The sequence below is a fragment of the Leptotrichia sp. oral taxon 417 genome, assembly GCF_013394865.1.
GTDB classification, from domain to species: Bacteria; Fusobacteriota; Fusobacteriia; order Fusobacteriales; family Leptotrichiaceae; genus Leptotrichia; species Leptotrichia wadei_A.
This window is the reverse complement of the sequence record NZ_JABXYV010000001.1, coordinates 2,015,841-2,029,376: the sequence shown is the minus strand read 5'-3', so window position 1 is coordinate 2,029,376 and position 13,536 is coordinate 2,015,841. Positions and strand designations below refer to the sequence as shown.

Annotated in this window: 12 protein-coding genes; all 12 read left to right on the top strand. The window is 28.6% G+C overall.

The genetic code is table 11. The features are described from left to right. Positions 1 to 30: 30 nt before the first annotated feature. The 12 genes from lspA to HW276_RS09200 all read left to right on the top strand — a co-directional run bounded on the left by lspA (position 31) and on the right by HW276_RS09200 (position 13,506). Entirely contained in the window at positions 31 to 555 is a 525-nt protein-coding gene (lspA, locus tag HW276_RS09255; RefSeq protein ID WP_370464649.1) for a signal peptidase II, read from the top strand. A 6-nt stretch (positions 556 to 561) separates the two neighbouring features. Then, entirely contained in the window at positions 562 to 1,272 is a 711-nt protein-coding gene (locus tag HW276_RS09250) for a hypothetical protein (RefSeq protein ID WP_178938250.1), read from the top strand. A 27-nt stretch (positions 1,273 to 1,299) separates the two neighbouring features. After that, the gene (gene glyQ, locus HW276_RS09245) at positions 1,300 to 2,175 is read left to right on the top strand and encodes a glycine--tRNA ligase subunit alpha (RefSeq protein WP_178938249.1); all 876 of its coding nucleotides are present in this window, start codon (positions 1,300 to 1,302) and stop codon (positions 2,173 to 2,175) included. A 43-nt stretch (positions 2,176 to 2,218) separates the two neighbouring features. Then, the gene (locus HW276_RS09240; RefSeq protein ID WP_178938248.1) at positions 2,219 to 3,487 is read left to right on the top strand and encodes an AAA family ATPase; all 1,269 of its coding nucleotides are present in this window, start codon (positions 2,219 to 2,221) and stop codon (positions 3,485 to 3,487) included. Next, on the top strand, positions 3,477 to 4,007 hold the full coding sequence (locus HW276_RS09235) for a hypothetical protein (protein WP_178938247.1): 531 nt from the start codon (positions 3,477 to 3,479) through the stop codon (positions 4,005 to 4,007). The genes HW276_RS09240 and HW276_RS09235 overlap by 11 nt, the downstream gene beginning before the upstream one ends. A 47-nt stretch (positions 4,008 to 4,054) precedes the next feature. Continuing rightward, on the top strand, positions 4,055 to 6,091 hold the full coding sequence (gene glyS, locus HW276_RS09230) for a glycine--tRNA ligase subunit beta (RefSeq protein ID WP_178938557.1): 2,037 nt from the start codon (positions 4,055 to 4,057) through the stop codon (positions 6,089 to 6,091). Positions 6,092 to 6,526: 435 nt separating this feature from the next. Beyond that, positions 6,527 to 7,636, top strand: coding sequence for an OmpA family protein (locus tag HW276_RS09225; RefSeq protein ID WP_178938246.1), 1,110 nt, complete (start codon positions 6,527 to 6,529; stop codon positions 7,634 to 7,636). 435 nt (positions 7,637 to 8,071) lie between these two features. Beyond that, positions 8,072 to 8,509, top strand: a complete 438-nt coding sequence (locus tag HW276_RS09220; RefSeq protein ID WP_010126594.1) for a CGGC domain-containing protein — start codon at positions 8,072 to 8,074, stop codon at positions 8,507 to 8,509. Positions 8,510 to 8,531: 22 nt separating this feature from the next. After that, the gene (locus HW276_RS09215; RefSeq protein ID WP_178938245.1) at positions 8,532 to 8,852 is read left to right on the top strand and encodes an HPr family phosphocarrier protein; all 321 of its coding nucleotides are present in this window, start codon (positions 8,532 to 8,534) and stop codon (positions 8,850 to 8,852) included. Between the two features lie 52 nt (positions 8,853 to 8,904). Beyond that, positions 8,905 to 10,707, top strand: a complete 1,803-nt coding sequence (locus HW276_RS09210; RefSeq protein ID WP_178938244.1) for a S1 RNA-binding domain-containing protein — start codon at positions 8,905 to 8,907, stop codon at positions 10,705 to 10,707. 232 nt (positions 10,708 to 10,939) lie between these two features. Next, positions 10,940 to 11,881: an aminotransferase class IV gene (locus HW276_RS09205; protein WP_178938243.1), complete on the top strand. Its 942-nt coding sequence runs from the start codon at positions 10,940 to 10,942 to the stop codon at positions 11,879 to 11,881. A gap of 527 nt (positions 11,882 to 12,408) precedes the next feature. Further along, positions 12,409 to 13,506, top strand: a complete 1,098-nt coding sequence (locus HW276_RS09200; protein WP_178938242.1) for an RNA-guided endonuclease TnpB family protein — start codon at positions 12,409 to 12,411, stop codon at positions 13,504 to 13,506. Positions 13,507 to 13,536 lie beyond the last annotated feature (30 nt).

Below are 13,536 nucleotides of genomic sequence, written 5' to 3'. Positions count from 1 at the left end.
TAAAATAGGACTAAATACAGCTAAATAAAAATAACTTATTTAGTTCGTTTTTTACAAACATGTGTTAATAAAAAATGTGAGGAGAAAAGAATGCCTTATATAATTATTATTTTGGTTTTAGCTGCATTAGATCAAATTACAAAGCAGTTAATGTACAATGTAGCAGGTGGAATACAAGGTTTTTCAATACCATTAATAAAAAGATTTTTTCATTTGACTTATGTTGAAAATCACGGTGGAGTTTTTGGACTTTTGCAGGGTAAAATCAACCTTTTTACGATAGCAAGTACGGTTCTGATTATATATGTAGTCGCTATGGAATATAAGAATTTTAAAAATTATAGCAAATGGACTAAAATAGGAGTGGCAGTAATTGCTGCTGGAGCTTTGGGGAATATGATTGATAGAATTTTTCGGGGATATGTAATTGATATGATTGATTTTCGGGGAATTTGGGTTTTTGTATTCAATGTGGCGGATATGTATGTACATATTGGTATTTATATTATTATAATTGATTATTTGGTGAGAAAATATTTGAAAAAAAATAGGTGATAATATATGTTTGGAGCAGTATATTTGGCAATGATGCTATTTCGGGTTTTAGTTGTGATTATTGCTGTTATGGCTATTATTATTTCGGTTTCTAAAAATAAGTTAAGAACAATATTTGGAATAGATATTGCGATATTGATTTTTACAGTTTTGTTTTTCTTTGTGTGGTTTCCAGTTAAGGAAAATACAGTTTTGAATTTAAAAAACGGATATTCAGTGAGTACAGAGTATAACGAAGCGATTCCAGAAGTGAACTATTATTTGTCAAATATAGGATATTTGGGGAAATTAGGAAAAATAAAAGGTAGTTGGGTAGGATATGTGTACAATGCCAACGAAGCGATTGCTGAAGTTTTTTATGTAAATGCAGATTTTGACTTAATGGAAGATGAAAAAAACAAACAGGAAGAAATGAAGGAAATTGATAAAAAATCAGGATATTTTATTATTAATTCAAAAGAACAGACACTGCATTTAACAGAAGAACAAGTAAAAGAAAAACTGAAAATAAAAAAAGTTAATCTGAAAAATCCAAAAAAAATTATAAGAAAATATGGAGAAAAGAAAGAATTATCAACTTTCTATAAAATAGCAGAGGATTATTTTTTGCCAAAGAAAATAGGTGCTACAGCATTTAATGTTATCAAATACGTTATTATTTCACTGCTGATTTTAGTAGCAGTGTATTTAAAAAAACGTTTGAATAAGAAAAAATAGTAAAATATAGAGAAAGGATAGAGAAAAATGACTTTTCAGGAAATTATATTAACTCTTCAAAAATTTTGGGGAGATAAAGGATGTATAATATCAAATCCGTATGATATTGAAACAGGTGCAGGAACATTTAATCCAGATACTTTTTTGATGTCATTAGGGCCTGAACCTTGGAATGTTGCCTATGTTGAGCCATCACGTCGTCCAAAAGATGGAAGATATGGTGAAAACCCTAACAGAGTGTACCAACATCATCAATTTCAGGTAATTATGAAACCATCACCAGAAAATATTCAAGAACTTTATTTAGAAAGTTTGGTTGCACTAGGAATTGATCCGAAGGAGCACGATATAAGATTTGTAGAGGATAACTGGGAAAGCCCTACACTTGGAGCGTGGGGATTAGGATGGGAAGTTTGGCTAGATGGAATGGAAATTACGCAGTTCACGTATTTTCAGCAAGTTGGAGGACTGGAAGTGAAAATCGTTCCATCAGAAATAACTTACGGACTTGAAAGAATTGCACTTTATTTACAAAATAAAGATGATGTAAAAGATTTAGAATGGACAAAAGGTGTAAAATACGGAGAAAGAAGATTCCAGTTTGAGTATGAGTTATCAAAGTACAGTTTTGAAGTAGCAGACGTTCCAATGCATTTCCAACTTTTTGATATGTACGAAAAGGAATCTAAAAATTGTCTAAACAACGATTTAGTATTCCCAGCTTATGAATATGTTCTAAAATGCTCACATACATTTAATAACCTTGATGCAAGAGGGGCAATTAGTACAACAGAAAGAATGTCTTATATTTTAAGAATTAGAGATTTGGCCAAGGGATGTGCAGAAAAATTTGTAGAAGCTAGGGAAAGATTGGGATTCCCATTGCTGAATAAAAATAAATAGACATAAAAGAGGGGGATTCTTCTTTTGAAAGGAGGGCTGTTGAATGAAATTGTCGATAAGAAATGTTGGGAAACTGAAGGAAGCTGATGTTGAGATAAATGGGATAACTGTTATTGCGGGAGAGAATAATACAGGAAAAAGTACAATAGGGAAAGTTTTGTTTTCAATATTTCAAAGTCTGTATAAGCTGGATGATCAAATTATAAGAGAAAAAAGAAACACTATTAAACATAATTTAGAATTACTTTATGTTCATGCTACAGGTTCGTTTTTTTATAATGTTGAGTTCAAAGAAATTATTGATGAAATTTTGATTGAAGGATCAAAATACGATATTGAAATATTAAAAAATAAAATTTTAGAATTTATCTCAAATAATAGTGAGAAAACAAAAAATGAGATACCTGAAGAACCTGTAAAAAGAATATTTGATTTGCTGAAAATTCCTAAAAAATCATTTGTTTTAGCAATATTAAATAGAAATTTTAGTAATGAATTCAATAATCAAATAACGAATATATATACAGAATTAGTTGGAAATATAAAATTAAAAATACAAGATAAAGAAAGTTTCTTAAGTATTGAAAATAATATAATAAAAGAAATAAAAAATGAACACTTTTTAAATACAGAAATAGTTTATATTGATGATCCTTTTATACTAGATGATTTAACAGATGAATTGTTTGTAAGAAATGCAATAAAAAATACTGATTATAATACTATTTATAATCATAAAAATTATTTGAAATATAAATTAATACAAAAAAAAGGTAGTTTAGTAGATGAAATTATATTAAATTCTAAATTAGAAAAATTCTATCTGAAATTGAATGAATTATTTGAAGGGGATATTATTTTAAGTAATAGGGGAAATTATGTTTACAGGAGAAAAAATAAAGGGAATGAACTTAATTTAATAAATTTATCAGCAGGATTAAAATCTTTTGCTGTTTTAAAAATGTTATTTATTAATAATACACTTCAGGAAAATGGTACTATAATTTTAGATGAACCTGAAATACATCTTCATCCTGAATGGCAAATAAAATTTGCAGAATTAATTGTATTGTTGCAGAAAGAGTTTAAAATGCACATTTTACTAACAACACACAGTCCTTATTTTCTTAAGGCTATTCAAGTTTACTCAAAAAAGTATAAAATATCAAATAAATGTAAATATTATATGAGTGAATTGGATGGAGAACAAGCAATTTTAGTTGACAAGACTAACAAAACAGATGATTTATTTTATAAGTTAGCTATTTCTTTTGAAAATTTGATGAATGAGGAAGAATTGTATGAAGATTAGTGATTTGAGAATAGAATGTAAGTCAACTTTGAAAAAAACTTCAAAGGATGATAGCAATAATTATATGACAAATTCTGATTTGCAAGTAATTGATTTTGATTGTTTAAAAGATAAATATACAGGGAAGATAGAGTTTAAGGGAGTAGGTATTAAATCAAATGATGCTTTGTTTATTCAAGATGAAAATTATGTCTTTATTGAATTTAAAAATGGAGAAATGAAAAATATCAAAGAATTTGAACTTCATAAAAAGATATATGACAGTGTGCTTATATTTTGTGATATTTTTGATAAAACATTGAAAGATACTAGAAAAGAATTGGATTATATTTTAGTTGCTAATTTTTCAAATTCTGAAAGAAATGATAAAAAATTGTTAGATAACTTGTTAAAGACTGTAAAAATTGAGGAAAGGTTGAGAGCTGGGTTAAGAAATTTTAAAGGTTACTGCTTCAAAAATGTACACACCTACTCAAAAGAGGAATTTGAGGAAAAATTTGTAAGAAAATATGAGAAATAAATAAAAAATGAAAAAAGATGAACAGAGTACCGAAAGGAGTGAAAAAATTGAATTTTCTTTTTGAAATAGGATTGGAAGAATTGCCTGCACAATATGTGGATAAGGCGGAAAAGGATCTGAAAAAAATAATAGAAAATGAATTAAAATCTGAAAGAATCAAGTTTTCAGAAATTGAATCGTTTAGTACGCCTAGAAGGGTTACAGCGATTATAAAGGATTTGGCTGAAAAACAGGATGACTTGGATAAGAAAAGTGTAGGGCCTTCAGTTGAGATTGCTTATAAGGATGGACAACTTACGAAAGCTGGTGAGGGATTTGTGAGATCTCAGGGTGCTACGGCTGATGATATAAAGATTATTGAAAATGAAAAAGGGAAGTATATTTCGATTGAAAAGTTTATTGCAGGGAAGGATACTAGGGAGATTTTACCTGAAATATTGAAAAATGCGATAAAGAAAATAGAGTTTGAAAAATCTATGAAATGGGCGGATAGAACATTTAGATTTGTAAGACCGATTAAATGGTTTGTGACTTTATTTGATAATGGGGAAATTTTACCTTTTGAGTTTGAAGGGCTAAAAGGTGGGAATAAGACTCGTGGAATGAGATATTTTGCTTCTCAGGACATTGAGATTAATAATCCGCTTGATTATGAAAAGATATTGCTTGAAAATTTTGTTATTGTGAATGGTGAAAAAAGAAGAGAAGAAATTTTGAAAAGCATAAAAGAAAATGGTGAAAAGGATGGAGATACTGCGATAATCAATAAATATTTATTGGATGAAGTGGTTAATGTGGTAGAATATCCTTATGCAATAAAGGGTGAATTTAACAAGGATTATTTGCAGCTTCCTGAAGATATTATAACAATTACATTGGAAACTCACCAAAGATATTTTCCAGTAAAAGATAAGAATGGGAAATTGTCAAATAAATTTATTGTTATAAGAAATGCGCCTGAATATTCAGAAACTGTTAAAAAAGGGAATGAAAAGGTTGTAGAGCCAAGACTTGCCGATGCGAAATTTTTCTTTGATGAAGATTTAAAAGGTAAATTTGCAGATAATGTGGAAAAACTGAAGGAAGTTACTTTCCAAAAGGATATGGGAACAATTTTTGAAAAAGTTAAAAGAAGTGAAAAAATTGCTGAATATCTGATTTCAGAGTTAAACTTGACTGATAAGAAGGAAAATATCATAAGAACTGTAGATTTGGCAAAAGCAGATCTTGTTTCAAATGTAATTGGAGAAAAGGAATTTACTAAGTTACAAGGATTTATGGGTTCCGTTTATGCTCAAAAGCAAGGTGAGGATAAAGATGTAGCACTTGGAATTTTTGAACATTATTTGCCACGTTATCAAGGGGATAAATTGCCTACGACTGTGGAAGGTGCAATTGCTGGAATTGCTGACAAGATGGATACAATAATTGGATGTTTTGCAGTTGGATTAAAACCTACAAGTTCTAAAGATCCTTACGCTTTGAGACGTGCTACACAAGGAATTATTCAAGTTGTATTAAATTCAAAATTGTCTTTTGATTATAAGGAATTAATTGAAAAAGCTTATGAAATTTTCTCGGCAGATAAAAAAGTATTGGAAAAGAATGTCGTGAAGGATGTAACGGAATTTTTCAAACAAAGAATAATTAATGTGCTTTCTGAAAAATACAAGAAAGAACTTATAAATTATGAAATAAATCTTGAAAACAATGTTGTAGAATTGGATAAGAAATTATCTGAACTTCTAAAATTATCACAAACTGAAAATTTTGAGATTTTAATAAATCTTTTAAAACGTGTAAAAAATATTGTTAAAGATGAAAAAAATGTAAATCTAAATATTGACAGCGCATTATTTGAATCAGATGAAGAAAAAGCATTATACAATTTTGCAAATCAGTTGGAAAGTATTGAAAATGCAGATTTTTCAAGTTATATTGAAACATTATTAAATAATGCCGATACAATTAATCAATTTTTTGATAATGTAATTATTAATGCTGATGATGAAAAATTAAGAAATAATCGTATTGCATTATTGAAAAAACTAGAAAATTCTATTGATAAAATGATAAACATATAACTTAAATTTTGGCAATTTACACAGAAATAACACTTTGAAATCAAACTAAAAAGTAATAGTTATTCTGATTAAATCTAAAGTTTAATCTAATTTTATACAGTTTGAATTAATTATTTGGCTAATATAATAGTTTATAGGAAAATAAAAAAAATGAAATTTTAAAGTGACTAATAAGTCAATAAAATTAGGTTATTTTATAGGAAATAGTAGTAAACATAATACTTAAAATAGAATATTGGTTAATTTTTTTATTGACTTTTTGTTAAAAAAGTGATATTATAACTTGTAAACGGAAAGTTTTAACTATAATAATAAATTAATTAGTAAAAACATTGATTTTTCTCTTAAAATATTGTATAATCTAAAAGAGGATTAGGAGAAAGAAGTACTAATTTAAAAAGTTAGAGTAAAAAATAAAATTCGGGAGGAATTAAAATGAAAAAATTAGTTATTTTAGGAACAGCTTTATTGGCTTTAAATGCTGTAGCATCTGAAGTACAAGTTAAAAGTGGATATGATTTCTACAGAAAATTTAAAGCAGGTTCAAGTGATCTTAGTGATGATTATGAACTTAAACATGGACCAACACTTGGTTTAGAATATATTGTTGATAACCAAGGTGAATTTGAATGGGGATTAGGAGCAGAATACAAATTATCTGCTAATTCTGGAAAATTAATTAGAAAAGATGACAAAGCTAAATTAATGAGAAGTGTTCCAGTTTACGCATTAGGTAAATTCAACTTAATCACAACAAACAATGGAAATGATGCTTTATATGTATTAGGAAGAGCAGGATATAACTTCGCTCACGGAACTAAAAATTTAGCAGATGCTAAAGTTAAAGGTGGATTATATACTGCAGCAGGAATTGGTACTGAATTTGGGCCAGTTTCATTAGAAGCTATTTATGAAAGATCAGGTGTTAAAGTTAAAGGATTTGTAGATTCAGCAGGAAATTCTGTTGAAAGAACAAGAAACTACAATGATTCAGTAGGAGTTAGAGTAGGATATAGATTTGGACAATTGAAAAATGACAGATCACCTAAAATCATAACTCAAACAGTTGAAGTGCCTGTACCAACTCCAGTGCCTGCACCAGCTCCAGCACCAGAACCAATTGTTAAACCAAATACTGCTGTGTTACCATTTAGTTGTGAAACTGATACAAAAAAATGTGTAATCAGAGGATTTAAAGTAGATGGTAGAGTACCTAACGAAGGTGAAGCTGCTGACTTGAGAACTATCGCAGGTGTAATTAACCAATTTGCTGATGGTGGATCAATTGATTTCGTTGGACATACAGATTCAACTGGATCAGCTGCTTATAACCAAAAATTATCAGTAGCAAGAGCACAAAACGTAGCTAGATTATTAAGAGACTACGGATTGAAAAATTCTATTTCTTACGGAACAATCACTGGTCAAGGAGAAAGCAATCCAGCTGACACTAATGACACAGTTGAAGGAAGATACAATAACAGAAGAGTTGAATTATTCTTCCAAAACGTTGACTTCACTAACGTAAGATTTATTACTCAATAATCTTTAAAATAAAAGGTTTAAAATATAAATTTTCGGAGAGGCATTTAATTATGTCTCTCTTTTTTACTATACAAAAGAATTACTAATACTATGTCTTTTTATAGTAAAACTGTCTTAAAACTAAACTAATACTAAACTCCATTTGAATAACGAATATGTTGTAAATCTTTTTAGCAGATTAAACCTGATATTTATTTTCAAATAATTAAAATAAATATTTGCTTTTTAAACGGGGAATAGTATAAATATAAATTTCTCGCAAAAGAGTCAAATTAAAATATAGTTTCCATTTTTAAATGAAGTTTAGTAGAAATAGACTTAATATTTAATTTTTATTTTTACAGAAAAAAATTAGATAAATATTGATTTTTAATCTAATAAATGATATTATTTAAATAGGTTTTAAGAGTTGCGAATATATTTTGAGGTGGTGTTATGGATTTATCAAAAATTAAGCTGGTCGTAATAATTCAATGTGAAATTGCAAAAAGACGTTGCAGCGGATATCATTGCAGCCAGTCATTTTACGAGAGAAGTGGTGGATTTTCAAAATATCCTATGGAGCAGGATATGAGAGTTTTGATGTTTCAATGTGGAGGATGTAATGGGAAAGGAGTTAATTCTCTTTTATCAAATGTGAATAAATGCCTGAAAAAGGAAGGGAAGATTACGCCAGAAGAAGTGGCTATACACTTTGCTTCTTGTGTTACGCTTGATAATCATCATTCTTCCAGATGCATGTTTTTAAATTATATGAAACAGCAAGTTTCTAAAACTCCATTTAAGGATTCAATTATTTTGGAAGACACCTGGCATTCTAAAACTGCTACTAGAAGACGTGCAGAAGGGATTTACAAAACAAATAAAAACTAGGAAATATCAGGAAAGGAAAGCTATGAAGGAAATTATTGTAGAAATAAAAAACGATCAGGGAGTCCATGCACGGCCATCGGGGCAGATTGTGAATATTGCCAAAAAGTATGATGTGGCTTTGGAAATAGAAAAAGTTTTTGAAAATGAACAGGCAGAAAATAACAAAGAAGAAAATGAAAAAATTGATGGAAAAAATGTATTTGGAGTTATGATGCTTGGAGCAGGAAAGGAAGAAAAATTGAGACTTAGGGCAATTTCAGAAAATGGAGGGAATCCAGAAGAAGAGATTAAATTGCTGGAAGAGTTAAGACAATTAATAGAAATTAATAAATTTTTTGAATAAATATAAAGAAGGGAGAAGGACTGGCTAATTTTAGGCAGTTCTGAAGTACAAAATGAGCGAAAAAGAATTTGAGACATTATTGGAGGATTATTTACCTGAGGAAAAAAAATCGGGAGATGTAGTTGAAGGAATTATTACAAGAAAAGAATTGGACTATGGATTTCTTGATTTGAATGCAAAAAAAGAAGGAAGAATTTATGCTAGTGAAGTTAAAGACTTTGAAATTGGAGATAAAATTGAAGTGAAAGTTTTGAGGGAAGATGAGGATAACATCATTGTTTCAAAATTTGTGCTAGATAGAGCTAAGGAATTGGCATCATTTAATGTTGATGATATTGTGACTGGAGAAATTGTTAAGAAAATCAAAGGGGGATATACTGTAAGAATTGGGAAAAATGAGGCATTTTTACCATTTTCTCTGGCTAGATTTGAGAAAGATAAGGATTATACAGGACAAAAATTTAAATTTATTATAAAAGAAAAAAACAGAAGCAATATAACTATTTCAAGAATTGACTTGATAAAAATCGAAGAGGAAAAATATTTTGAAAGTGTTAATGTTGGAGATGTAGTTACAGGAAAAGTTAAGGAAATATTTGATTTTGGAATTATATTGGATTTAGGGGCTGCAAGCGGATTTGTTCATATTTCTGAAGTTTCTTGGGATCAAGTGGATAATTTGCATGAAAGATATAAAATTGGAGATGAAGTAACTGCTAAAATTATTGAAAAGGATGTTGAAAAAAATAGATTAAAGTTAAGCATAAAGCAGTTATCAGAAGATCCTTGGGTTGCATTTGAAAATAGCCATAATGTTGGAGATGTGGTTGAGGCTGTTGTTAAAGATGTTCTTGATTTTGGGATAGTTGTAACTGTTGATAGGAATTCTGGATTTGTACATGTTTCAGAGCTTGCTTGGCACAATGGATCTAAAGAATTGAAAAATTATAAAGCGGGAGATAAATTTTCTGCAAAAATTATTCAAATTGAAAATGAAAAGAAAAATGTTAAATTAAGTGTAAAACAACTTTCAGAAAATCCTTGGAATACAGTAAAGGAAAAATATCATATAGGAGATATTATTGAAAAGCCAATAACAGAAGTATTTGATTTTGGATTATTAATCTCGCTTGAAAAGGATATTGACGGACTTTTACATGTTTCTGACTTGTCATATAAGAGAGAATCTAATCTAACTTCAAAATATAAGGCTGGAGATTTGATTAAATTTAAAGTAGTTGACTTTAATGATGAGAAAAATAGAGTTACTTTAAGTGCAAAAGCACTGCTTGATGATAAATGGGATGTTCTTGAAGAAACTTATGACTTTGATAAATCATATAAGGGAAAAGTTATGAATGTTCAAGATTATGGAATTTTTGTTGAACTTGAAAAGGGAATAGAAGTGTTTATCCATAAAAATGAATTTTCTTGGGATAAAAGAGAACATAAGGAATACAAAGTTGGCGATGAAGTTGAATTTAAAGTGATCGTAATTGACAAAATTGAGAAAAAATTATCTGGAAGTATTAAGCAATTGGAAAAATCGCCTTGGAAGGAAGTTACTGAAAAATATAAAAAGGGAAATATTGTAAATACTGAAATTGTGGAAATTCAGGAGAATTTTGCGCTTGTTAAATTAACAGACAGATTTAATGGAATTGTACCAAAAAGAGAATTGACAGAGGACTTTTTGAAGGATATTTCTGAAAAATTCTCAGTTGGAGATAAAGTTGAGGCTGTTATTACAGATATAAATGAAAAGAGAAAATCTATTGCATTATCTTTGAAAAAAGTTCAAGAAATGGAAGAAAAGAAAGAAATGGATGAGCTTATGAAAGTTTATGGAGTTTAATTTTGCCAAACTTAACAATAACTGAAAAAATACTATTTGCAAGGGGGATTCCCCCTTGTTGCTTATATAATTTTAAAGATTTTAGAACCCTGCGACTTTAGTCGTGGGAAGTTCAGAAAGCATAAATTGGATATATAGTTATGTATAAAAAATAAATTTTACATAATTTAAAAAAAGTGCTAAAATATAATAGTAAATATTAGAACATTGAAATTATATGGAGGTAAATTTAATGGCAGGTAAAACTGAATTTATGAAATATGCATATTTCGATAAAGAAATAGTAGAATTTGAGAAAGCGACAGTAAGTATTGCAACTCATAGTTTACAATATGGAACAACTTGTTTCGGTGGAGTTAGAGGATACTACAGAAATGGGAAAGTAGCAATTTTTAGATTGGAAGATCACTATAAAAGACTTATGACAGCTTCAAAAATGTTAGGTTTTGAATTTTTCATGGAATGGGATGAATTCAAAAATATCGTAACTGAATTAGTTAAAAAGAACGATATTAAAGAAGATTTCTATATGAGACCGTTCATTTTCTGTAAAGAACCAAGATTATCACCTAAAAAAGCAGGACTTGATTTTGATTTAGCAATTTATATGTTGCCACTTGCAGATTATGTAAGTACAAAAGGTGGATTAAGATTGATGAGTTCAACTTATAGAAAATATAACGATTCATCTATCCCAACTAAAGCAAAAGCAGGTGGATCTTACATCAATTCATTCCTAGCTACAAGTGACGCTCAAAGAAATGGTTACGATGATGCGTTAATGTTTGATGATGCAGGAAATGTAGTAGAAGTTTCTGTTGCAAATATTGTATTAATCTACAGAGATCAAGTAATTATTCCTGATACAGGAAATGCAGCACTTGAAGGAATTACAGTAAGATCAGCATTAGAATTATTAGAATACAACGGATACAAAATCAACCGTGGAAAAATTGACAGATCAATGGTATTTACAGCAGATGAATTGTTAGTAACAGGAACAGCAATGAAAATCACTTATGCTGAATCATTAGACCAAAGACCAATTGGACAATTAGACTTCCATGCTGAACCAAAACCTGGTAAATTCTATGAATTGTTAAAAGGTGAATATGAAAAAGTTATTAATGGAGATCACGAATTATCTAAAGAATGGTTATTTGTTGTTGAATAATAAATTTCTTTAAATTTAAAATAAAAAATAGAATATAATGAAATAAAAATACACTGAAAGTGCTATAAAAAGTATTGAAGGTGTATTTTTTTATTATAAACTTGTTTTTTTTATTTTAAAAAAAACTTGTAATTGGAAAAAATTAGGAGTACAATATAATTAAAGAGGAAAGAAAACAATGGTTTAAATAAAGTTTGGACAATAATTAGAAATGGATAAAAAGGATATAATTATTGGGAAATTAAATAGTAATGTAAAATTTGGGAAGAGAGATGGTTGATCATAATCATCTCTCTTTTGAAGTTATGAAGATTTTTTAATTTTAAAAATTTTTAACAAAAAGATAGCAAGAAGTCGTAGGCTTTCTATAAGTGGGAGATGAATTGCTTTTTTTGTAAAAAAAATTGAAAAAAGGATACACCTATGATACAATTTTTGTATAAAATATCGAAGAAAAGTCATTAATGATAAAATCTCTAAAGAAATAATTAAAAATAATATTCAAAATCAAAAGGAGGTGTAATTTTATGAAATATAATTTGGCATTCAAATACAGAATTTATCCAAATAAAGATCAGGAATTATTGATAAATAAGACTTTTGGATGTGTTCGTTTTGTTTACAATACGATTTTGTATACTGCGAATAAATTTTATGAAGAAACTGGAAAAAATAAAATAATTACACCTGCTAGTTTGAAAAGTGAAAATCAATTTCTAAAAGAAGTAGACAGTCTAGCACTTTCAAATGCTCAATTGAATGTAAAACGATCGTTTACGAATTTCTTTCAAAAGAGGGCAAAATTTCCAAGATTCAAATCTAAAAAGAATAATGTTAAAAGTTACACGACAAATTGTGTGAATAATTCAATACGAATTGAGGAAAACAAATATTTGGTTTTGCCAAAATTGAAAAAAGTTAAATTAAAATATCATAGAGAAATACCGAAGGATTACAAGATAAAGTCAGTAACATTGACAAACAGTAATGGAAATTACTATGTTTCTGTTTTGACAGAATTTGAAAAAGAAATTCAAAAAATGTCAAGTAATGATAAAGTGATTGGACTTGATTTTTCGATGTCTGAATTATTTGTCAGTTCTGAAAACCAAAGGGCTGATTATCCAAGATATTTTAGGATGTTGGAGAAAAAATTGAAAAAATTACAAAAATCATTATCGAGAAAAGTGAGATTTTCTAAAAATTGGTATAAACAAAAAATGAAAATATCAAAATTGCATGAATATATCAAAAATTGTCGAAGAGATTTTCTACATAAATTATCAAAAAAATTGTCTGAAACATATAATGCTGTGGTTGTTGAGGATTTGAATATGAAAGGGATGAGCCAGGCATTAAATTTTGGGAAAAGTGTAGGAGATAATGGATGGGGAATGTTTTTGAGAATGCTTGAGTATAAACTGATGTTTTTAGGGAAACAATTTTTGAAGATAGATAAGTGGTTTCCATCGTCGAAAACTTGCAGTAGATGTGGAAATGTTAAAGAGAAACTGGAATTATCAGAAAGAAGTTATAAATGTGAGTGCTGCGGGATTGAAATTGATAGAGATTACAATGCGGCACTGAATATAAAAAACATTGGAAAAGCGATGTTGGAATATTAAGAAAATAAAAGAAAACAGGGCAGGGACTGC

Bases quoted from the DNA above. Each gene is read 5' to 3' on its own strand.
- HW276_RS09250 (WP_178938250.1), top strand. From the start codon at position 562: ATGTTTGGAGCAGTATATTTGGCAATGATGCTATTTCGGGTTTTAGTT.
- glyQ (WP_178938249.1), top strand. From the start codon at position 1,300: ATGACTTTTCAGGAAATTATATTAACTCTTCAAAAATTTTGGGGAGAT.
- HW276_RS09240 (WP_178938248.1), top strand. From the start codon at position 2,219: ATGAAATTGTCGATAAGAAATGTTGGGAAACTGAAGGAAGCTGATGTT.
- HW276_RS09235 (WP_178938247.1), top strand. From the start codon at position 3,477: ATGAAGATTAGTGATTTGAGAATAGAATGTAAGTCAACTTTGAAAAAA.
- HW276_RS09225 (WP_178938246.1), top strand. From the start codon at position 6,527: ATGAAAAAATTAGTTATTTTAGGAACAGCTTTATTGGCTTTAAATGCT.
- HW276_RS09220 (WP_010126594.1), top strand. From the start codon at position 8,072: ATGGATTTATCAAAAATTAAGCTGGTCGTAATAATTCAATGTGAAATT.
- HW276_RS09215 (WP_178938245.1), top strand. From the start codon at position 8,532: ATGAAGGAAATTATTGTAGAAATAAAAAACGATCAGGGAGTCCATGCA.
- HW276_RS09210 (WP_178938244.1), top strand. From the start codon at position 8,905: ATGAGCGAAAAAGAATTTGAGACATTATTGGAGGATTATTTACCTGAG.
- HW276_RS09205 (WP_178938243.1), top strand. From the start codon at position 10,940: ATGGCAGGTAAAACTGAATTTATGAAATATGCATATTTCGATAAAGAA.
- HW276_RS09200 (WP_178938242.1), top strand. From the start codon at position 12,409: ATGAAATATAATTTGGCATTCAAATACAGAATTTATCCAAATAAAGAT.